General features: G+C 48.6%; 18 protein-coding genes. 13 read left to right on the top strand and 5 right to left on the bottom strand.

The annotated features are described in order from the left end of the window. Window positions 1-110 precede the first annotated feature (110 nt). Complete coding sequence (locus tag E2I14_RS01165) at window positions 111-1,439, bottom strand: lactonase family protein (RefSeq protein WP_133324605.1); 1,329 nt, start codon at window positions 1,437-1,439, stop codon at window positions 111-113. Window positions 1,440-1,812: 373 nt separating this feature from the next. Here E2I14_RS01165 and E2I14_RS01160 point away from each other — a divergent pair, with 373 nt between their 5' ends. Then, window positions 1,813-3,321 carry a sensor domain-containing diguanylate cyclase gene (locus E2I14_RS01160; protein WP_165967715.1) on the top strand — a complete coding sequence of 503 codons (1,509 nt, stop codon included), beginning with the start codon at window positions 1,813-1,815 and terminating at the stop codon, window positions 3,319-3,321. Window positions 3,322-3,423: 102 nt separating this feature from the next. Here E2I14_RS01160 and E2I14_RS01155 read toward each other — a convergent pair whose 3' ends face one another. Both E2I14_RS01155 and E2I14_RS01150 read right to left on the bottom strand, forming a co-directional pair. Continuing rightward, the gene (locus tag E2I14_RS01155; protein ID WP_165967714.1) at window positions 3,424-4,812 is read right to left on the bottom strand and encodes a sensor histidine kinase; all 1,389 of its coding nucleotides are present in this window, start codon (window positions 4,810-4,812) and stop codon (window positions 3,424-3,426) included. A 31-nt stretch (window positions 4,813-4,843) separates the two neighbouring features. Continuing rightward, entirely contained in the window at window positions 4,844-5,524 is a 681-nt protein-coding gene (locus E2I14_RS01150; RefSeq protein ID WP_133324599.1) for a response regulator, read from the bottom strand. 196 nt (window positions 5,525-5,720) lie between these two features. Between E2I14_RS01150 and E2I14_RS01145 the strand changes: the two genes are divergently transcribed. From E2I14_RS01145 to E2I14_RS01135, 3 genes are read left to right on the top strand one after another with little or no spacing between them, the layout of a single operon-like run. Then, window positions 5,721-6,728, top strand: coding sequence for an ABC transporter substrate-binding protein (locus tag E2I14_RS01145; protein ID WP_133324597.1), 1,008 nt, complete (start codon window positions 5,721-5,723; stop codon window positions 6,726-6,728). Further along, on the top strand, window positions 6,728-7,528 hold the full coding sequence (locus E2I14_RS01140) for an ABC transporter ATP-binding protein (RefSeq protein ID WP_133325692.1): 801 nt from the start codon (window positions 6,728-6,730) through the stop codon (window positions 7,526-7,528). The genes E2I14_RS01145 and E2I14_RS01140 overlap by 1 nt, the downstream gene beginning before the upstream one ends. 1 nt (window position 7,529) lies before the next feature. Beyond that, window positions 7,530-8,402, top strand: coding sequence for an ABC transporter permease (locus E2I14_RS01135; protein ID WP_406675691.1), 873 nt, complete (start codon window positions 7,530-7,532; stop codon window positions 8,400-8,402). A gap of 117 nt (window positions 8,403-8,519) precedes the next feature. Here E2I14_RS01135 and E2I14_RS01130 read toward each other — a convergent pair whose 3' ends face one another. Together E2I14_RS01130 and E2I14_RS01125 are read right to left on the bottom strand one after the other, a co-directional pair. After that, the gene (locus E2I14_RS01130) at window positions 8,520-9,830 is read right to left on the bottom strand and encodes a homoserine dehydrogenase (protein ID WP_133324593.1); all 1,311 of its coding nucleotides are present in this window, start codon (window positions 9,828-9,830) and stop codon (window positions 8,520-8,522) included. Window positions 9,831-9,941: 111 nt separating this feature from the next. Beyond that, complete coding sequence (locus E2I14_RS01125; RefSeq protein ID WP_133324591.1) at window positions 9,942-11,171, bottom strand: pyridoxal phosphate-dependent aminotransferase; 1,230 nt, start codon at window positions 11,169-11,171, stop codon at window positions 9,942-9,944. A gap of 331 nt (window positions 11,172-11,502) precedes the next feature. Here E2I14_RS01125 and E2I14_RS01120 point away from each other — a divergent pair, with 331 nt between their 5' ends. From E2I14_RS01120 to E2I14_RS01080, 9 genes are all read left to right on the top strand, one after another. Continuing rightward, window positions 11,503-11,892, top strand: coding sequence for an Mth938-like domain-containing protein (locus E2I14_RS01120; protein ID WP_133324589.1), 390 nt, complete (start codon window positions 11,503-11,505; stop codon window positions 11,890-11,892). Continuing rightward, window positions 11,892-13,619, top strand: a complete 1,728-nt coding sequence (locus E2I14_RS01115; RefSeq protein ID WP_133324587.1) for a glycosyltransferase family 39 protein — start codon at window positions 11,892-11,894, stop codon at window positions 13,617-13,619. Before E2I14_RS01120 ends, E2I14_RS01115 begins: the two co-directional genes overlap by 1 nt. 57 nt (window positions 13,620-13,676) lie before the next feature. Continuing rightward, the gene (locus tag E2I14_RS01110; RefSeq protein WP_133324585.1) at window positions 13,677-14,810 is read left to right on the top strand and encodes a DegT/DnrJ/EryC1/StrS family aminotransferase; all 1,134 of its coding nucleotides are present in this window, start codon (window positions 13,677-13,679) and stop codon (window positions 14,808-14,810) included. Between the two features lie 197 nt (window positions 14,811-15,007). Further along, a complete protein-coding gene (locus E2I14_RS01105) occupies window positions 15,008-15,952 on the top strand; it encodes a glycosyltransferase (protein WP_133324583.1) in 945 nt (314 codons plus the stop codon). Next, window positions 15,945-16,862 carry a formyltransferase gene (locus E2I14_RS01100; RefSeq protein WP_133324581.1) on the top strand — a complete coding sequence of 306 codons (918 nt, stop codon included), beginning with the start codon at window positions 15,945-15,947 and terminating at the stop codon, window positions 16,860-16,862. Before E2I14_RS01105 ends, E2I14_RS01100 begins: the two co-directional genes overlap by 8 nt. A gap of 62 nt (window positions 16,863-16,924) precedes the next feature. Beyond that, window positions 16,925-17,968 carry a bifunctional UDP-4-keto-pentose/UDP-xylose synthase gene (locus E2I14_RS01095; RefSeq protein WP_133324579.1) on the top strand — a complete coding sequence of 348 codons (1,044 nt, stop codon included), beginning with the start codon at window positions 16,925-16,927 and terminating at the stop codon, window positions 17,966-17,968. Window positions 17,969-18,060: 92 nt separating this feature from the next. Continuing rightward, entirely contained in the window at window positions 18,061-19,002 is a 942-nt protein-coding gene (locus tag E2I14_RS01090) for a polysaccharide deacetylase family protein (RefSeq protein WP_133324576.1), read from the top strand. A gap of 70 nt (window positions 19,003-19,072) precedes the next feature. Next, window positions 19,073-19,540, top strand: coding sequence for a peroxiredoxin (locus E2I14_RS01085; RefSeq protein WP_227544548.1), 468 nt, complete (start codon window positions 19,073-19,075; stop codon window positions 19,538-19,540). Window positions 19,541-19,639: 99 nt separating this feature from the next. Continuing rightward, a complete protein-coding gene (locus E2I14_RS01080; RefSeq protein WP_133324574.1) occupies window positions 19,640-21,385 on the top strand; it encodes a PhoH family protein in 1,746 nt (581 codons plus the stop codon). Window positions 21,386-21,464: the final 79 nt, after the last annotated feature.

The raw sequence follows: 21,464 nt of genomic DNA, 5'->3' as shown, positions 1-21,464 counted from the left end.
GCTTGAAACCAACCCAGCAATAAAAAAAGGAATGTCACGTAACGTGCATTCCTTTTTTATTTTATTGCCGAGTCATTTGGCGGCAATTCCAACTCATACAACCTACCGCATTATTTAGCGACAGTAATCACACTCGCTGGCGAAGTACCCACTGCAGTCGGCAACAGCGCAACACTTAAAACACCGGTCGTCGCGTTAATCGAATAAGTCGAAATCGTGCTATCGGCTTTATTAGAAACATACGCAAACGCGCCCGATGGGTCCACGCTAACTGAGACTGGATTGCTGCCGGCAGCAATCGAACCGAGATTAGTCAACGCCCCGTTAGCACCTATGCTAAACGCCGTAACCGTATTAGCGCCGGAATTGGCCACGTACAAAAAGTTACCCGAAGGAGCCACCGCAATAGAGACCGGTGCAGCGCCGCTAGCGGCTGGTGTTGCGATGGCAGTCAGTGTTCCAGCGCTAGTTGCAAAGGCAGAAACTGTCCCGTCCGTTTTGTTTGCGACATAGACGAATTTGCCGTTAGGAGTTGCTACGACAGCCACTGGGTTGTTGCCAGTATTTGCCAAACCAGAATTTGTTAAGCCACCTGAACTACCAACGGTAAATGCTTGGACCGAATTGTCCGTTGCATTCGTGACGTAGACATACTCAGCGCCCGATACGCTAGCAGCGGCAATACTGGTCGGCGCGTTGCCGGTCGGCGTGCTACCGATCGAAGTCAATGTGGCTAACGCACCAGTGGTAGAAGTCGTGTTGATCGTATAACCCGCCACAGTCTTGTTGCCCGAGTTAGTGACATAAACGTATTTACTCGACGGATCAACCGTGATGGCCGTTGGGGTCGATAAACCTGTTACCGCTGAACCAGCGCTTAGCAGCAGACCAGTAGTCGAATTGGCTAAATAAGTTGAAATGGAATTGTCGGCAGAATTAAGTGCATAGGCATAACGGCCTGTTGAATCGATTGCAAAAGCGATTGGCGCATTGCCGGTTGCGGTTGTTGCACCAGCGCTAGTGAGCGCGCCCGTGCCGCCACCGACGTTGTAGATGGCAATTGAATTGCTCCCAGTATTGGTAACATAAGCGAATTCAGGTGGCAGACATACCAAAGTCACCGTGGTGACATTGGCTGAAGTCACGACACCGCCTGCATTGCTCAAACTACAAACCTGAGCAGGAGTTGCGGGTTGCTTCAAAATGGTCACCGCATAGGCAGCGCCGTTAGCTAATTCATTGGTAAAGGTTACAACACCATTAGTGCCCACCGATAAATTATTGCCGCCGTTATTTTGCAATACCAAACCAGTCCCGACCAATCCACTAACTGTGACGCTAACGTTGTAATTACTGGAGCTACTTTTTTTACATCCTGCTAACAACAACGGAACGCAGCATGCCAACACAACAAGGAAATTCTTTACGCTTAATTTCATCTTCAGCCTTTGATCTAGGTAAGTTTGATACTGGACGGGAATTTTAGCCGATATTTTTACCAAAAACGCGACATTACCCCGAAATGCTAAGGATAAATTGCATCTTAAATTTCAACTTCGATATAAAAATTTGTTAATTATTGTTGACGCAAGGCAACTTTTGGTGCTTAAGTATTACAATCCAAACCAAATAGTTGATATTTCAATGATGCAAATCCGCTCATAAGTTAAGTGCAACGCTGTAAAACAGCTCCAATAAAGTTGCCTTACCCGATATTCAACATTGGCTTGATCAACTTTACACTTGGGAATTCGTATTCCGATGGGCTTACGCGGAAAAATTATTAGTTTGTTTTTTGTCGGCTTCAGTCTCATGACTGCAGTCGCCATCGCCCTGCTCGAAACCAATCTGCATCAAGGATTCAACTCGATTGAATGCGAAGAAGCCCAGCGCCAAATGACGCAAATTTCGCACAACATCACCAACGAACTGGACAGACTCAGCCAGATTAATAGCGACTGGGCCAACTGGGACGAGATGTACGATTATCTGCGCCACCCGACCCGCGAGTTTACCGACCGTCAAATTAACGCTCAGGCCATGAAAACCGTGGGGCTTAAATTTGCCACCATTTTAAATAAGCAAAACGAGATTATTTTCTCCGATTCCGCCAACATGACATCGGGTGACTCAGAAGACCCGATTAACTTTATCGAAACGATCAATCGAATCAAACAGCGTATCGAGCAATCCGATAACCGCTCAAGCACCAACTGCGGTTTAGATACTTCGCCCATCGGACCAATTCTAGTCTGCTGGCAAACCATCCACCGAACCGATCATTCGGGTCAATTCAACGGCACATTAATTGTTGGACAAATGCTTGAAGGCGTCGTCATGAACCGCATCCATGCGCAAAGTGGCATCGCGTTTGAGATCGAGCCAATCACCTTGAGCGACGAACCTGCGCGCCTACTTTATACGGCGCTCGATCCGAATACGGTGAAATTCGATCCTAATCAAGCGGCACTGCTAACCGCACAATTACGCAATATTGTTGGGCAAGCGATTTATTCAGTCCGCTTGCACTATTCCACCAGCGTTAGTCAACGTGGTGATGCAATCATCTGGAAAGTGATTTGGGCGCTATTACTCGTTACCGCCTTAAATGGCCTGATGTTGCTATTTGGCGTGCATTATTTGGTGATTCGTCGCTTGCGGCAGTTAGACAAAGAGCTGATTCAAATTTGGCGCAACGGTCGTTGGTCTGATCGCCTACCGCTACAAAAAAACCGCGACGAACTGCATCACCTAGCGCGCTCAATTAACCGGATGTTGGCCTTGATTCGAAAACAGTTTATCGGACTGGAATCGCTAGCGCACACTGACGCGCTGACTCAAATCGCCAATCGGCGCGCCTTTGATCAACGTTTAGCGCTGGAAGTGCAGCAACATCAACGCACCCAATCTCCACTGACGTTGATCTTAATCGATGTCGATTATTTCAAGCGCTACAACGATTATTATGGCCATCCAGCGGGCGACGAAGTGCTGGTTACGATTGCCGCAATCTTGACTCAAGTTGCCAATCGCCCTGCTGACTTGGCGGCGCGTATCGGTGGGGAAGAATTCGCCATCATTTTGCCCAACACAAATCTAGAAGGAGCACAGCACGTCGCAGAAAATATCGGCGCACGACTAGCCGAATACCAATTGCGCCACGCTGACTCGCCGGTTGCCGATGTCATCACACTGAGCATTGGCGTAACGCAAGCCATCAACCGAGACGATCCATCAGCGTTAATCCAGCGCGCTGACAAAGCCACCTACAAAGCAAAGGAATCGGGAAGAAATAAAGTGTGTGTTTTGTATGAGATATAAACGGTGTACTCGTCAATAAGCGCGCCGTTTCAATTAGATGTATCCCATGGAACAAGGACATTGCGTTGCTCGATGATTCCTAATTCTCCACACAGATCAACGTTAGCCATTGGGGAACTTAATATCGACCTGCAATCCGCGCTTGCTCCTTGGCTCCGACAAGATGAGTCTACCATTCAAACTTTGCACAATTTCTGCAACGATCGCCAAGCCCAAACCAGAACTCGCTGAATAAGTCGCTCGGTCAGTTTCAATCCGATAAAAGCGCTTAATCACATTGCTGCGCTCCGCTGCGGGAATTCCCGGGCCATTATCGACAATCCGCAAATACAGGTAAGCGTCTTTCCTAAATACCGATATGGTAACCACACCGGCTTGCCCCATATGAAGGATCGCGTTCTCAACGACATTGAGTACCATCTCATGCAATAAATAGGCTGGTGCGACTAATGTTACAGAATGGTCTAAGCCATCAGTACCTAACTCAATATTTTTTTGTTGTGCAATCGGTGCAAGCTCATCCATCACCTGCTTAACAATATCGGCCAACACAGTGGGATGCGCCGGCGTAGGAATTGTTTGAGTCCGCTCTAGGCGCGCCAAGATAAGTAGTTGATTAATGACCTTGCTACCTTGTGCAACAGTATTTTGAATCGCATCCAAAATTTCAGACTGCAAATCAGCTTGTTTATTCCCTTGATCGCTGCGGTGATCGCTGCGCTGATGATGGCGCGCAAAATTTAATTGCGACGTGATAATGGCAAACGTTGTGCGTAATTGGTGGGCTGAACTAGCAACGAATTGTTCGTAAGACGACAAGGTTTGATCAAGTCGAGTAACGTAATCATTGATCGCCACAGTTACCGGCAATAATTCAGTTGGAACGTGTTGCAAATTTATTTTTTCCAGCGAACCCGATTGACGCTGCGTGACTTTCTTACTGAAGACTAGCAGAGGTCGCAACGACCAGCGCGATGCCGCCAGCAAACCAAGTAACACGATGCACATCAATAGCGCATGTTTGCGGATGGCGAGCATAAATAACTCTTGGCGAAATGCGGCTTGGCCTTTTTTGGTTTGTGCAATTTGCGTCACCACCACATCGGCATCAGTTCCGTTCGACAAAGCATGAGCGTAGGCCACGACGTGCACCGGTTCGCCACGCAAGATTGATGAATAATACTGGGCTTGTTCCAGCGCCAAGGAATTGGTGTAGGCAGGAATCTCATCGGAACCTGCGATCAGTTTTCCCTCTAACTGACGAATCGCAAAATAAATTCGATCTTGATAAGGGCTAGAAAAGATTTCAAATGCAGCAGGTGGGATACTTATCTCGATATCACCATTGGTGATACTGGCTTGCTCCGACATTATTTTTGCCGAACCTTTCAGAATTTGTTCTTGGACTAAGGTCGCGATTTTGTCGGAGCTGCTGTAGGTCACAATTAAATCGAATACCGACACCACAGAGATCGGAATAAAGACCAGCATAAACAGCCGGCTTTTTAGACTATTGAAAAGCTCACGCATGATGACTTGGCACTTGACTCAACATATAGCCCAATCCGCGCAAGGTAATAATTTGCGCCTGCGAGTGTTCGATTTTTTTGCGTAGTCGCAAAATATAGATTTCCAAGGCTTTCGGCGAAATTGAATCGTCCAAGGTACACAAACTATCGGCCAACTGCTTTTTATCGACCGTTTTGCCGGAGCGATGAATTAATATTTCTAGCACCGCGTGTTCGCGCGGCGTTAAATTCAGCGGCTTATTATTTGCACTAAATACTTTGGAATTGCTGTTGTAGTGCAATCGCCCGCACGTAATGATTGGATTTGTTTTTCCATTAGAACGACGCAACAGTGAGCGCAAGCGCGCTTCTAATTCGGCAATGTCAAACGGCTTGGCCAAATAATCATCCGCACCCAAATTCAGGTTTTCAATCACATCGACCAAGCTATCAAGCGCACTGATAATTAGTATCGGCACTTGATTGTTTTTGCGACGTAAATGTTTTAATACAACTTGGCCGTTGGCTTTCGGCAAAGTTAAATCCAACAAGATTGCGTCGTAGGTTTGCGTCACCAGCAGCAGCTCGGCATCTTCGGCGCTAAACGCCTGTTCTACAGCATAACCAGAGGCCTGCAACAAGCGCGTAAGCCACGTTGATAGTTCGCGATTATCTTCTACCAATAACAGTTTCATCCTTACTCCCCCAGCTTGGTTAGGGCATCAATTTGTAGCGCAAAGAAAAACTATCGATCAACGTTGAAGGTCAATTGAAGGCTACGCCCTGCTACATTCATCGCGCCGTTTACCTAAAACTGGCGCGCTTACGCATTGCACGAGCACAACAAAATCCATCCATTTGGATTGTTCAACATCGACCAAGGAGATCACTATGCAACGATACATTCAGTTATTTTCACGCCTAATTTTCGGACTGCTTCTTACCTCGATTAGTTTCAATAGCTTTGCGGCAGAAAAAATCGTCATCATTGTCAGCGGAGCGGAAAAGCAAATTTACCTCCCGGTTAAACTGGCCGAACGCTTGGGATATTTAAAAGAAACCGGTCTCAATATCGAGATTCTCAGCGAGCCGTCGGGCGTCAACGCTGTGACCGAAATGCTCTCAGGCGCTGCGCACGGCGTAGTGGGTTTTTACGATCACACCATCGATTTACAAGCACGCGGCAAACAAGTGCAATCGGTGGTGCAATTTAGTCGCTCTCCGGGCGAAGCGATTTTGGTATCCACCAGTGCTGCGGCTAGCATAAAATCCCCGGCTGATTTCAAAGGCAAGCACCTTGGCGTGACCGGCTTAGGTTCCTCGACCAATTTCTTAACGCAATTCTTAGCGAGCAAACACGGTGTTAAAAGTAGCGACTACGTCACGCTACCGGTTGGTTCTGGCTCCACCTTTATTGCCGCGATGACGCAAAAAAAGATTGATGCAGGAATGACTACCGAACCTACTATTTCCCGTCTAACCTCCAGCGGTGGTGCGACTATCTTGGTTGATTTGCGCACACCCAAAGTGACCGAGGAAGCCTTAGGAGGCCCGTATCCCGCCGCTTGCTTGTATATGTCCACCGCGTGGGTCAATTCGCATAAAGCCGAAGTACAAAAAATCGCCAACGCTTTCGTCAAAACACTGGCCTATATCAACACCCACAGCGCCGAAGAACTCACCCAAGTCATGCCGCCCGAATATTCTTCCGCCAACAAACAGCAATACATCGACGCACTCGCCGCAAGTAAAGACATGTTCACCGCCGACGGCGTCATGCCAGACAATGGCCCAGAAACCGTGCTTAAAGTCTTACAAGGGTTCAATAAATCGGTACAAGGCAAAAAGATTAACTTGGCTAACACTTACACCACCGAATTTGTCAAGGCGGCCAAATGATGAATGCACTCAATGAACCAACAACTCGCAACGTCGCCATCGAACTCAACAACGTAACGCGCAAATTTATCAGCCCCAAAGGAGAGTCAACGGTGGCATTACGTGACTTCAGCATGAAGATTTACGAAGGTGATTTTTGCGCCATCGTCGGGCCAACTGGCTGCGGCAAATCCACAACGTTGGGCATGATTACCGGGCTGAGCCCACCGTCCTCCGGCACGGTCACAGTGTTCAATCAAGCGGTGACTAAGATCGATCCAAATATCGGCTTTGTATTCCAAGCCGACGCGGTTTTCCCTTGGAAAAGCGTGATCGAAAACGTCGCCATTGGGCCTATATTTCGCGGCATGGATAAGCAACAAGCCCACGACAAAGCCGCCGATTGGGTGCGGCGCGTCGGCTTGGCAGGTTTTGAACATCATTATCCGCATCAACTCTCGGGCGGCATGCGCAAACGCGTGGCGCTGGCGCAAACCTTTATTAATGGGCCCAAGATTTTACTCATGGATGAACCTTTTTCTGCCTTGGACGTGCAAACCCGCGCGCTGATGCAGGACGAATTATTGGGCTTATGGTCGGAGAATAAAGCGTCGGTTGTTTTTGTCACGCACGATATTGAGGAAGCCATCGCCTTGGCGGATCGCGTGGTGGTGCTGACCAAAGGACCAGGCAGAATTAAGAGCAGTTATGACATTCATTTACCCCGCCCGCGTGACGTTTCCAGCGCCCGCTATTCGCCCGAATTTATTGAATTGTCCAAGCAAATTTGGTCCGACTTAAAAGACGAAGTTCAGATTTAGGATGACTATGACGACTACTACAAACGACAGATTCGCTTCGGCCGCCTTAGGCGACGACGAACAACGTGCCATTATTCAAGCACGCCAACATCAACGACTGGTTTCATTGTTACGTCTATCGGTCGCTGTTGTGGGCTTAGCGGGTTGGGAATTATTGGTGCACTTTGGCTATTTAGATGTGTTCTTTTTTTCACGCCCTTCGCACATCATCGAACAACTGTATAGCTGGATTACCGAAGGCACCGAGCAAGGCCCCTTATGGCAAGAATTGCTGGTAACACTGCAAGAAACGGTGATCGGCTTTTTTATTGGCAGCTTCTTAGGAATCTTTTTTGGCGTGGCTTTAGGCCGTAACAAATTACTGTCCGATGTGTTTAGCATTTACATCAAAATTGCCAACGCCATTCCACGTATCGTGCTCGGCTCAATTTTCATCATCATGTTTGGCTTAGGCTTGGGCTCCAAAATCGCGCTGGCCGTTGTGATGGTGTTCTTTGTGGTGTTTGGTAATGCTTTCCAGGGTGTGCGCGAAGCCGATAAAAACTTGATCGCCAACGCCTATATTCTCGGCGCCAGTAGACGGCAAGTGACTTATTCAGTCATCTTCCCTTCTGCCTTGACGTGGATTTTAGCCAGCCTGCATGTCAGCTTCGGCTTTGCCTTGGTGGGTGCGGTGGTCGGTGAATTCTTGGGAGCGCGACACGGCATCGGATTGTTAATCGCTACCGCGCAAGGGACGTTCAACGCTTCGGGTGTATTTGCGTCCATGATTATTTTGGCGATCGTGGCGTTGCTAGCGGAGTATTTATTAACTGCGTTGGAAAACCGATTACTAAAATGGCGACCTACGCAATTTGTGGAGCATGGGATGTAAGCAGCCGAGCGAAACTTATTCAATCCATTCCGCCAATAAAAAACGGTGCCAGTTTTAACGCTGGCACCGTTTTTGATTTGTGCGTAACTTATTAACTCAACGAATTAGCTCAACCAATTAACTCAACTCTTCCAAGCGAATCTTAGTCACCGAACCAAAAACCGAACTCAATTGTTCAATCTTAGCGATCGCCGCTAATACATTTTTTTCCTGCGTTTGATGTGTCAGCATGATGATATCGGTTTGATTTTCATTGACTGCGGGTTCTTTTTGCAGCATCGCATCAATCGAAATCGCGAAGTCAGCCATGATGCGCGTCACATCGGCCAAGACACCCGCTTGATCAGCCACATGCAAACGCAAATAGTAGCTAGTCGTGATTTCGGACATTGGCAAAATCACTTCTTGATTAATCGATTGCGGTTGGAACGCCAAATGCGGAACGCGATGTTCTGGGTCAGCGGTTGCCAAGCGTGTGATGTCGACCAAATCGGCAATCACAGAAGAAGCCGTTGGCTCGGCGCCCGCGCCTTTGCCGTAATACAAAGAAGCGCCTACCGCATCGCCTTGCACCAACACAGCATTCATCGCACCTTCGACATTGGCGATCAAACGTTTAGATGGAATCAAGGTTGGATGCACGCGCAACTCGATGCCTTTAGCGGTGCGCTTGGTGATACCTAATAGCTTGATCCGGTAGCCGAGCTGCTCTGCGTAATTAATGTCAATTGCTTCTAGCTTGCTAATTCCTTCGATGTGAGCTTTGTCGAACTGCATCGGAATACCAAACGCAATCGCAGCCATGATGGTGGCTTTATGCGCGGCATCGACGCCTTCGATATCGAAAGTCGGGTCGGCCTCGGCATAGCCTAATTCTTGCGCTTGCTTTAACACGGTCGCAAAATCCAAACCCTTATCGCGCATTTCAGACAGAATAAAGTTGGTGGTGCCGTTGATGATGCCGGCAATCCATTCAATCCGATTGGCGGTTAAACCTTCGCGCAATGCTTTGATGATTGGGATACCGCCCGCCACAGCCGCTTCAAACGCGACGATCACGCCCTTGTCTTGCGCGGCTTTAAAAATTTCATTGCCATGAATTGCCAGCAACGCTTTATTGGCGGTCACAACGTGCTTGCCGTTGGCAATGGCTTGCAAAACTAACTCTTTGGTCAACTCGGTGCCGCCGATTAATTCGACCACGATGTCGATGTCCGGATTGTTGACCACCAACCAGCTGTCGCCCACCAATTCGCAAGCGCCATCAATAATAGGCTGGGCTTTTTCAAGATTACGCACTGACACCATGCTAATTTCAATGCCACGGCCAGCGCGGCGCATAATTTCAGCCTGATTACGTCGTAAAACATGGAATGTGCCAGCACCAACGGTGCCCAAGCCTAGTAAGCCTACTTTGATGGATTTCATATAAAAGAGATAAGTTGGTTCGAAGTGAGATCTGATTAAAAACGGTCTTGCTTTATATCATGATCAGGGCAGGCAAGACCACCCTGATGCTTATGCAAAATTCTTATTAGCTTATTCGGTTCCGTGTTTGCGGCGATAACCTTCCAAGAAACGCGCGATCCGGCCAATGGCGTCAGTCAAGTCATCCGAATTCGGCAAAAATACCAATCTAAAATGATCGGGCGAATGCCAGTTAAAGCCCGTTCCTTGCACGATTAACACTTTTTCTTGATCAAGTAAATCATAGGCAAAGTCTTGGTCGTTCTTGATCGGATACATCACAGGATCGAGCTTAGGGAACATGTACAAAGCCGCTTTGGGCTTGACGCAAGTTACACCGGGAATCTCAGTCAGCAGTTTATAAGCCAAATCGCGTTGTTTCAATAAACGTCCGCCGGGGCCGACTAATTCTTGAATACTTTGATAGCCGCCAAGCGCGGTTTGAATCGCAAATTGACCCGGCGCGTTCGCGCATAAACGCATGGTTGCCAGAATATTCAAGCCTTCAATATAGTCTTTGGCGTGACGTTTTTCGCCAGACACCACCATCCAACCCGCGCGATAACCGCAAGAACGGTAGTTTTTTGATAAACCATTAAATGTGAGGAACAACACATCGTCGGCCAGCGAGGCAATGGAAGTGTGGCTGGCTTGGTCGTAGAGCACTTTGTCGTAGATTTCGTCTGCAAAAATAATTAATTGATGCTTACGCGCCAACTCAACGATTTGCTGCAAAACTTCAACTGGGTATAGCGTGCCGGTCGGATTATTAGGATTGATAATCACAATCGCCCGCGTTTGTGGGTTGATCTTACGTTTAATGTCTTCAATGTCGGGCATCCAGTCGGCAACTTCGTCGCAGACGTAATGAACCGGCGAGCCACCCGACAAACTCACTGCGGCGGTCCAGAGCGGATAATCCGGCGCTGGCACCAAGACTTCGTCGCCATCGTTTAACAAGGCGCTCATGGCCATCACGATTAATTCTGACGCGCCATTGCCAATATAAATATCTTCAATCGTGACACCACGGATTTGCTTACTTTGGGTGTAATGCATGATTGCTTTGCGCGGCGCAAACATCCCTTTGGAATCGGTGTAGCCAGCGGCCTGCGGCATATTCAAAATCATGTCGCGCACGATTTCATCGGGCGGATCAAAATTAAATGCGGCCAAATTACCAATATTGAGCTTGATGATTTTGTGGCCGTCTTCTTCCAACTGGCGCGCCCGCTCTGGGACTGGCCCGCGGATTTCATAGCAAATATTGTCTAATTTTTTCGATTTTTGGATTAAACGCACAGCAATTCCTTGTAGTCTCGGGGATTTCAACACGGCTCCTTACACAAGTGCGCGGCAAAAATGCTGCGCTGCACCTATTTATTGGAGCGGTCAATTGTGACCGTGTGAAGCCGCTAAATCAAGCATTGTGTGAGGGGATTACCGATTTTTATTCGGAAAAACGCTACAATGCGCATTTATTTTATGTGTAATTGACAGCGCAATTCGTTGCCGCGGCATTCCGTCTAGGCAATGTTAAATCTTGGGAGCGTGGTGATTTATAAAACACGCGCGCCGCTCGAACGCAACTAGTCAACTACGAACGCAAGCGAATTAATGGAATTGGCACCCGATGAAGCTCCATAACACCATCAATCAAAAATACCAAACAGTGACGGCTTACGATGCGCACAGCGTTGAAATCAACGCAATCACGTTTAAACACAGCTTATTGGTCTTGCCGGAGTCAGCTCCAGTGGTTTGGCCAGTGCGCAGCTTTGCCGAATTGACTGAGCAAGATTTTCAAACCATTGCCGCGCTCAAACCCGATGTGGTGATTTTGGGAACTGGCAACAAACAACGCTTCGCCCATCCTAAACTCACCGCCAGCCTAATTAATCAGCGCATCGGTGTGGAATGTATGGACAGCCAGGCCGCCTGTCGCACCTACAATATTTTAATGACCGAGGGCCGCAAGGTGGCCTTAGCACTCATCATCAACCATGAGGAAGCCGCACAATAATGACCAATCCATCCCACGCCAGCACCCTTCCCGGAACAAGCTCCAAACTATTTTCGATCTGGTTTTGGCTTAGCGTCATTGTCTTTTTAGGTATTTGGTTTTACATGCTGGGCGCACGCACTTTAGTGCCAACCGACGAAGGCCGTTACGCCGAAATGGCGCGAGAAATGGTGGCGACCGGTGACTGGGTTACTCCGCGTTTAAACGCGATTAAGTATTTTGAAAAACCACCACTACAAACTTGGATGAACGCCTTAACGTTTGAAGCCTTTGGTTTAGGTGAATGGCAAGCGCGGTTGTGGACTGGCTTATCGGCCTTATTTGGGATTTTTTTGGTCGGCTATACCGGCACCAAAGTAGTCAATCAACGCGTAGGCGTCACCTCGGCGGTAGTGTTGGCTTCGTCGTTTTGGTGGGCTGGTTTTGGTCACGTCAATACGCTCGACATGGGCTTATCTGGAATGATGACCCTCGCTTTGTGCGGACTTCTGCTTGGTCAACGCGATGGTGCAAGCCCAGCGGAGCAGCGCAACGGCATGTTGTTATGTTGGCTCGGAATGGCGTTGGCGACGATGTCAAAAGGTCTCATGGGTTTTGTTTTGCCCGGCGCCGTGTTGGTGTTATACACCGTTGCTGCACGCGATTGGCGTATTTGGTTGCGCTTACATTTGATCAAAGGCTTATTGCTATTCTTTGTGGTGACAACGCCTTGGTTTGTGTTGGTGTCGCAAGCCAATCCTGAATTCCCGCATTTCTTTTTTATCCACGAACATTGGGAACGCTTCACCAGCAAAGTGCATCACCGCGATGGACCGGCATACTACTTTATTCCTATGCTGATCGTCGGGATCTTCCCTTGGTTGGGAATCGTATTTCAAAGCCTGTGGGGCGGCGTTAAACAACAGGCTAGCACCTTCCAACCGGGTAAAATTTTGCTGATCTGGGCCGCGTTTATTTTCTTTTTCTTTAGCATTTCTAGCTCAAAATTACCGTCTTATATCCTGCCGATTTTCCCGGCCTTAGCGTTACTGATTGCGATGTATTTGGAGCGCCCAGCTTTGCGTTCAATTACGGCGACAAGCGCATTGATGACGATATTTGGACTGGGAGGATTTGGCATGTGGATGTTCTCCGACAAGCTGTCCTTCATTAATCAAAATAATTTCGAACAGCCGCTGCACCAAGCCTATTTACCCTACATCTTAGTCGCCTCGCTAATAATGATAGGCGCTGGAATTGGCGCTTGGCGTCTAGTGCGCGATAAACAACATCAAGCCGTTTGGGTATTAGCTTGGGCTGGTTTTTTGAGCGGTCAAATTCTGATGCTGGGCTACGAACCGCTAGGTGCATACCGAGCTGGAACCAAGCATCTGGCGGCAATTAAAGCAGAGCTGACGCCCGAGATGCGGCTCTATGCGGTTGATCAATACGAACAAGCCTTGCCGTTCTATTTGCGCCACACCACGATCCTCGTTAAACACCCAGATGAAATGGAATTCGGCTTGCAACAAGAGCCGCAGTTGTGGATTCCTAAGTTAGACGATTTCGTCACCAAATGGCGCGAACTCCAAACCAGCAATGTCACCGCCATGGCGATTCTCAATCCCGATGTGTACCCTGAGTTGATCAAGCAAGGAATGACGATGCGCATCATTGCGCAAGACCCGCGGCGCATTATTGTTTCGTCCAAACTTGCCGCACCGAATCCAACAACACCAACTAACTAAGACGCTGGGCGATGCACCGAGTCGCTCAACGATGATTAATTCTCACCAGGATTTTTTATGACAAACGAAGTTAAACCACCTTTTTTGCCGTTCTCCCGCCCCTCTATTGATGAAGCCACGATTACCGAAGTCGGCAATGTATTGCGCTCCGGCTGGCTCACGTCTGGCCCAAAAGTACAGGCGTTTGAAGCAGCGTTGTCCGAATATCTTGGCGGACGCATCGTGCGCACGTTTAACTCCGGCACCTGCACCATGGAAATCGCACTGCGTATCGCAGGCATCGGCCCCGGCGATGAAGTCATTACCACCCCAATTTCTTGGGTTGCAACGGCAAACGTGATTATTGAAGTTGGTGCGACACCGGTATTTGCCGACATCGATCCAGTGACGCGCAATCTCGATTTAGACAAAGTCGAAGCCGCCATCACACCGCGCACCAAAGCGTTCATCCCGGTTTATTTATCGGGCTTGCCGATGGACATGGATAAAATGTACGCGCTGGCGAAGAAATACAACTTACGTATCGTCGAAGATGCGGCGCAAGCGCTGGGTTCACGCTGGAACGGCAAACCAATTGGCTCGTTCGGTGATTTCGTCTCGTTTAGTTTCCAAGCCAATAAAAACCTCACCACTTCCGAAGGCGGCTGTTTGGTAGTCAATACGCCCGAAGAAGCGCGCTTGGCCGAGAAATACCGCTTGCAAGGCGTTACCCGTAGCGGCGTCGATGGCATCGACGTTGACGTGCTCGGCGGCAAATACAATATGACCGACATTGCTGCGACCTTAGGCTTAGGTCAATTGCCGCACATCGATGCGATTGCCGCGCACCGCCGCAGTTTGGCGCATCATTATTTCGACTGCTTTGGGCCGGATTTTGAAGCAAAGAGCGGCGCGCAATTGCCGGTGGCCGATAAAGAAAACAGCAACTGGCATTTATTCCAAATCATTTTGCCACAACGTATCGTGCGCGCTGACTTTATGAAGAAAATGGCCGAATTCAACATCGGTACGGGCTATCACTATTCGCCAATTCACTTGTTCACGCTTTACCGCGAGCGCGGCTTTAAAGAGGGCATGTTCCCCGTCGCTGAGCATATTGGCTACCAAACCGTAACGTTGCCAATGTTTAACGCCCTGCAAAAGGAAGATGTCGAAAGAGTGGTAGCTGCGGTAAAATCCTGCCTTTATTAAAATTTAGTTCTAAATAGAAACATTGCCAAAGAGAAATTTCAGCCTAGTTGTCATTTCAAAAGTGCTTACTATACTGGTCTAAAGATTGAGTTGTGCAATGGTGTTTAGCGACGGCGTTTAATCAAAACGCCGCGCTCATCTAAGCTCAATCTAAACTCGGCAAGGCAATGTCCCTGTTCACAACAACAATGCACTCAATGAAACCAGAACTCTCTGTTGTCATCCCTATTTACAATGAGCAAGCCGGTCTTGCTAAACTGTTTGCGCGCCTGTATCCCGCGCTCGACAAGCTAGCGGCAGAAGGCGTGAGCTACGAAGTTGTCTTCGTCAATGACGGCAGCCGTGATAAATCCGCTGAAATCTTATCCGACCAATTCCGCTTGCGCCCCGACGTGACGCGGGTTGTGCTGTTTAACGGCAATTACGGTCAGCACATGGCAATCTTGGCGGGATTTCAGGCCACACGCGGCGACATTATCGTCACCCTCGATGCGGATTTACAAAACCCGCCCGAAGAGATCGGTGCCTTGGTCAGAAAAATGCAAGAAGGCTACGACTACGTCGGCTCCATTCGACGCAAACGGCAAGATTCCGTGTGGCGTACGTGGGCTTCCAAAGCCATGAATCGCTTCCGCGAAAAAATCACCCGCATCAAAATCACCGATCAAGGCAATATGCTGCGCGCCTACGGCCGCAATGTGATCGATTTGATTAACCAATGCAGCGAGATGAATACCTTTGTTCCTGCGTTGGCGTACACCTTTTCACGCAATCCGACTGAAATCACTGTCGAGCACGAGGAACGCTCAGCCGGAGAATCGAAGTACTCGCTCTACAGCTTAATTCGTCTCAACTTTGACTTAATGACGGGGTTCTCTATCGTGCCATTACAACTTTTCTCCATGTTTGGAATGATACTTTCGGCGGGTTCCGGCGCCTTGGTTTTCTTGCTCCTGATCCGCCGATTTGTGCTGGGCGCGGAAGCCGAAGGCGTGTTCACCTTATTCGCCATTTCATTCTTCCTAATTGGTACCGTGCTATTCGGGATCGGCTTATTGGGCGAATACGTTGGTCGCATTTACCAGCAAGTGCGCGGTCGACCACGCTTTGTAGTGCAAACCATCTTGGAACAGAATGACTGACGCGCATTTAGCCAATCGCGCTGTGGTGTTTGCCTACCACAGCGTTGGTGTTCATAGCATCAAAGTATTGCTGGCGCGGGGAATCGATATTGCTTTGGTCGTCACGCACAATGACAATCCAAATGAAACGATCTGGTTTGAGTCGGTTGCGGCGCTGTGCGCTGAACACGGTATTCCCACCTTATTTGAGCCAGAAGCCGATGCCTTATTTAATGCCGTCAAGGAATTAGCGCCCGACTTCATCTTTAGCTTTTATTACCGCAACATGCTGCCAGTGGACTTATTAGCCCTGGCAAAACGCGGCGCGTACAACTTGCATGGTTCATTGCTGCCCAAATATCGCGGCCGCGTTCCAGTTAATTGGGCGGTATTGCACGGCGAAACCGAAACCGGCGCAACTTTGCACGCGATGGAAGCCAAACCCGACGCCGGCGCGATCATTGCCCAAACCGCTGTCCCGATTCTGCCCGACGACACCGCGTTTGATGTATTCGGTAAATTAACCGTTGCTTCCGAGCAAACACTTTGGCATGCGATTCCGCAATTATTGGCCGGAACGGCTCCGACAATTACCAATGAATTAAGCCAAGGTAGTTATTTTGGCGGACGTAAGCCAGAAGATGGCCGTATCAATTGGCAACAAACTGGTCAGCAAGTCTATAACTTGCACCGCGCAGTCGCTCCACCCTACCCCGGTGCATTTACTGATCAAAACGGCCACCGCTTCATTATTAAAAAAGCACGTTTAACAGCTTTACCGAAAGCAAATTTGCCGCAAGGCATATGTGTAGTGGATAATGTCATCTTTGGCGTATGTGGTGACGAGAAAGCGCTTAACATCGCTGAACTGATCTATGAGGGCAAAGTAATTAGCCCCGAAACATGCAAACAGTTACTAGAATCAAGCTAATTTAGCGCTAGCTAACCCAACGTTGCCTACGCAGCCCAATTTCAATTTAAAAAGAGCTCCTCATGAAAAAAGTCCTCATTCTTGGCGTTAATGGTTTCATCGGTCACCACCTTTCTAAGCGTATTTTAGAAACGACCGATTGGCATGTTTATGGCATGGACATGCAAACCGATCGCATCGGTGACATTCTCAACCACGAACGTATGCACTTTTTTGAAGGCGACATCACCATCAATAAAGATTGGGTTGAGTACCACGTTAAAAAATGCGACGTCATCCTGCCATTGGTGGCGATTGCAACACCATCGACCTACGTTAAAAAACCATTGCGCGTCTTTGAATTGGACTTTGAAGCCAATTTACCTATAGTGCGTTCCGCAGCCAAATACGGCAAACACTTGGTATTCCCATCAACTTCCGAAGTCTATGGCATGTGCCACGACGAGGAATTCGATCCAGAAGAATCCGAATTAGTCTGCGGCCCAATCAACAAGCCACGTTGGATTTACTCCTGTGCCAAGCAACTGATGGATCGCGTGATCTGGGGTTATGGCATGGAAGACAATTTGAATTTCACTCTTTTCCGCCCATTTAACTGGATCGGCGCTGGCTTGGATTCGATCCACACACCAAAAGAAGGTAGCTCACGCGTTGTAACCCAATTCTTTGGTCACATCGTGCGCGGTGAAAACATCTCGCTCGTTGATGGCGGTCATCAAAAACGTGCATTCACGTATATCGACGACGGTATTGATGCGTTGATGAAAATTATCGCTAACGAAGGCGGCGTTGCCACCGGTAAGATTTACAACATCGGTAATCCAGACAACAACTTCTCGATCCGCGAATTAGCGACCATGATGCTGGAGTTGGCGGCGGAATATCCGGAATACGCTGATACCGCGAAAAAAGTTCAAATCGTGGAAACAACATCGGCGGCATACTACGGCAAGGGCTATCAAGACGTCCAAAACCGTGTACCAAAAATCACCAATACCAAAGAAGAATTGAAATGGGCGCCGCACACCACGATGCCAGACACGATGCGTAATATTTTCGACGCTTACCGCAGCCAAGTCGCTCAAGCGCGCGCCTTGATGGATTAATTCTGTGCCGCAATCAACGCTGCTCGAATGCGCTTACAACGTATTCCAGCAGCGTTTTTTTATCCCGTCGTTAAAATTCAGTTCGGAACACCATGCCCACCATTACGCTAAAAATTGACGTTGATACTTATCGAGGCAGCCGCGAAGGCACGCCTAATTTGGTGCGTTTATTGACCCAACATCAAGCGAATGCCACTTTTTTATTCTCGCTCGGCCCCGATCACACCGGATGGGCGCTGCGCCGCGCATTTAAGCCAGGTTTTTTTCAAAAAGTATCGCGTACTTCGGTAGTAGAACATTACGGCCTGAAAACGCTGATGTATGGCGTGTTATTGCCCGCACCGGATATTGGCCTGACCTGCGCCGAGCAACTGCGTGAAGTGGCGCAAGCCGGCTTTGAATGTGGTATTCATACGTGGGATCACGTGTATTGGCAGGACAATGTCCGCAACCGCGGCGCGGCTTGGACCCAAAAACAGATGCAAAAATCGGCCCAGCGCTTTCAAGAAATTTTCGGCTTCGCCCCAAAAACCCATGGCGCGGCTGGCTGGCAGATGAATCCCTATGCGTTTGCTGAATTGGACAAATTAGGCATGGACTATGCCTCCGATGGTCGCGCCCAGTTAAATGACGACGGCAGTTTGTTTGAACCGGAAATAGGTCCTTATCGCCTAGCCATTGACGATAAAATATTGCACTGCATCCAAATGCCGACTACGCTGCCAACGCTAGACGAGCTGCTAGGCCGCAACATCAATGGCAGCAGTATTGAGCTAGATAACATTGCCGAACACATTTTAAAACTGACCGAGCAGCCGAGAGACCACGTATTTACCTTACACGCAGAGCTTGAAGGGCAAAAACTTGCCCCCATATTCGAAAAATTGCTGATTGGATGGAAAGCACAAGGTTATCAGTGCACCTCGATGGCCGAATATGCTCAAGCAATTGCACAGCAACACACCGAATTACCAAGCCGTCCACTCCACTGGGCAGAACTCCCCGGCCGATCAGGTGAATTGATCGTGGCATAACCAAGGGATAAAACTAGTTCGGAAGCGGCAAACTGAATAACACATCAACTACTACCCACAGGAGAACACGGTGACAGTTAGCCTCAACAAAAGCGTGACCGACTTTTCCGCTGCAATGACGAGCGGAAAAACTTTTACCTTATCCGACTATGCTGGCAAAAACATCGTCTTGTATTTTTACCCAAAAGACAATACGCCCGGCTGCACCACTGAAAGTATTGCGTTCCGCGAACTGTATCCGCAATTTCAAGCCGCTAATACCGAAATTTTTGGCATTAGCCGCGACAGCTTGCGCTCCCACGAGAACTTCAAAGCCAAGCTGGAATTGCCTTTCGAGTTGATTTCAGACCCAGAAGAAATTCTGTGCGCGATGTTCGACGTCATGAAGATGAAAAGCATGTACGGCAAACAGGTTCGCGGAATTGAACGCAGCACTTTTTTGATTGACGGCAATACTAAATTAGTGAAAGAATGGCGTGCAGTCAAAGTAAATGGGCATGTAGATGATGTTCTGGAATTTGTGAGTGCCTCTAATTAATTGAACAACAAAACCACCTATCGAAAGGCCGTACTCGGGACATGCCAGCATGTTCTGAACGGCTTTTTTTCATTTCCAACTGTGTAAATTGGGGTCCTAATGCCACTTCCTAAAATGCCAACTAAACCAGCCGTGATTTTGTCCAAAGAAGACTATCCAAAGGCTAGTACAAAATCGGCAGCGAAATCCGTTAATTCTCAATCAGCATCCAAAGCGAATCTCTCAGTTGCCAATGAACCTGCTAAAGCAAGATCAAAACCTGCCGTATTGACCAAGCCTGTTTCCATCAACCACAACATTGCACCAATTGCCAAAGCTCCCGTTGCCACGCCTAAAGCAGCTCCAGCGGACAAAGCAACGAGCGCCGACGCCGCAGCAGTCAACGCATCGGTCACAACGCGCCATAAATCCGGTGCCAGCAAAGCCGCCGACAAATCGGGCAAGACGAAAATGTTTGTGCTCGATACCAACGTATTGATGCACGACCCGTCATGCCTATTCCGTTTTGAAGAGCACGACGTGTATTTACCGATGATTACTCTGGAAGAACTGGATAATCACAAAAAAGGCATGTCCGAAGTGGCGCGTAATGCGCGCCAAGTGTCGCGCTCATTGGATGCGTTGGTCGGTGACGATGACAACGATGAAATCAGCAAAGGTATTCCTTTATCCAAGCTCGGCAACAAAGAAGCCAAAGGCCATTTGCTGTTCCAAACCAAGCTACAAAACATCAATCTGCCGCAAGGTTTGCCAGTTGGCAAAGCCGACAATCAAATTTTGGCGGTGGTACGCGCCTTAGAGCTTGAATACCCCAATCGCCCGATTGTGCTGGTGTCCAAAGACATCAACATGCGCATCAAAGCGCGCGCCTTAGGTTTGCCAGCAGAAGACTACTTCAATGACCACGTCATGGAAGATTCTGACTTGCTCTACACAGGATTAGTCCAATTGCCACTCGACTTTTGGAACAAACACGGCAAAGGGATGGAATCGTGGCAAGAAAGCCGCAATGGAGTTAGCAACACCTTCTACCGCGTAACCGGCCCATTTATCGGCAATTTATTGGTCAACCAATTCGTGTATTTGGAACCGAACAACGGCGAATCCTCGTTCTACGGCCAAGTACGTCAAATCAATGGCAAAACAGCGGTGCTGCAAACGCTGCGTGATTTCGGCAATGCGCGTCATAGTGTTTGGGGCGTGACTTCGCGCAATCGCGAGCAAAACTTTGCGCTCAATTTGTTGATGGATCCCGAATGCGATTTCGTCACCCTGCTCGGTCAAGCTGGAACGGGTAAAACCTTGTTGGCCCTTGCCGCGGGTTTAGCGCAAGTTTTGGAAACCAAAACCTATAACGAAATCATCGTCACGCGCGTGACCGTTCCGGTTGGTGAAGACATCGGTTTCTTGCCCGGCACCGAGGAAGAAAAAATGTCGCCGTGGATGGGCGCCTTCGACGATAACTTAGAAGTGCTCAACAAATCCGACAACGACGGCGGTGATTGGGGACGCGCAGCAACGCAAGATTTGATTCGTTCTAAGATCAAAATCAAATCACTGAACTTTATGCGCGGTCGCACATTTGTGAACAAATTCCTGATCATCGATGAGGCACAGAATCTGACGCCGAAACAAGTAAAAACCTTGGTCACCCGCGCAGGTCCCGGCACCAAAATTATTTGCTTAGGCAATATCGCGCAGATCGACACGCCGTATTTAACCGAAGGTTCCAGCGGCTTGACCTATGTCGTGGATCGTTTCAAAGGTTGGGCGCATAGTGGCCACATTACTTTGGCACGCGGCGAGCGTTCACGCTTGGCCGATCATGCGAGTGAAGTGCTGTAACGCTTCAATAGTCGTCAGTTAGGGCAATAAAAAACGCGGTCAGAATTCACTCTGACCGCGTTTTTATTTCTGCTGCCAC

Source organism: Sapientia aquatica (genome assembly GCF_004358105.1).
Classification (GTDB): domain Bacteria; phylum Pseudomonadota; class Gammaproteobacteria; order Burkholderiales; family Burkholderiaceae_D; genus Solimicrobium; species Solimicrobium aquaticum.
The sequence above is the reverse complement of the archived record's forward strand: the minus strand, read 5'-3'. Positions and strand labels throughout refer to the sequence as shown.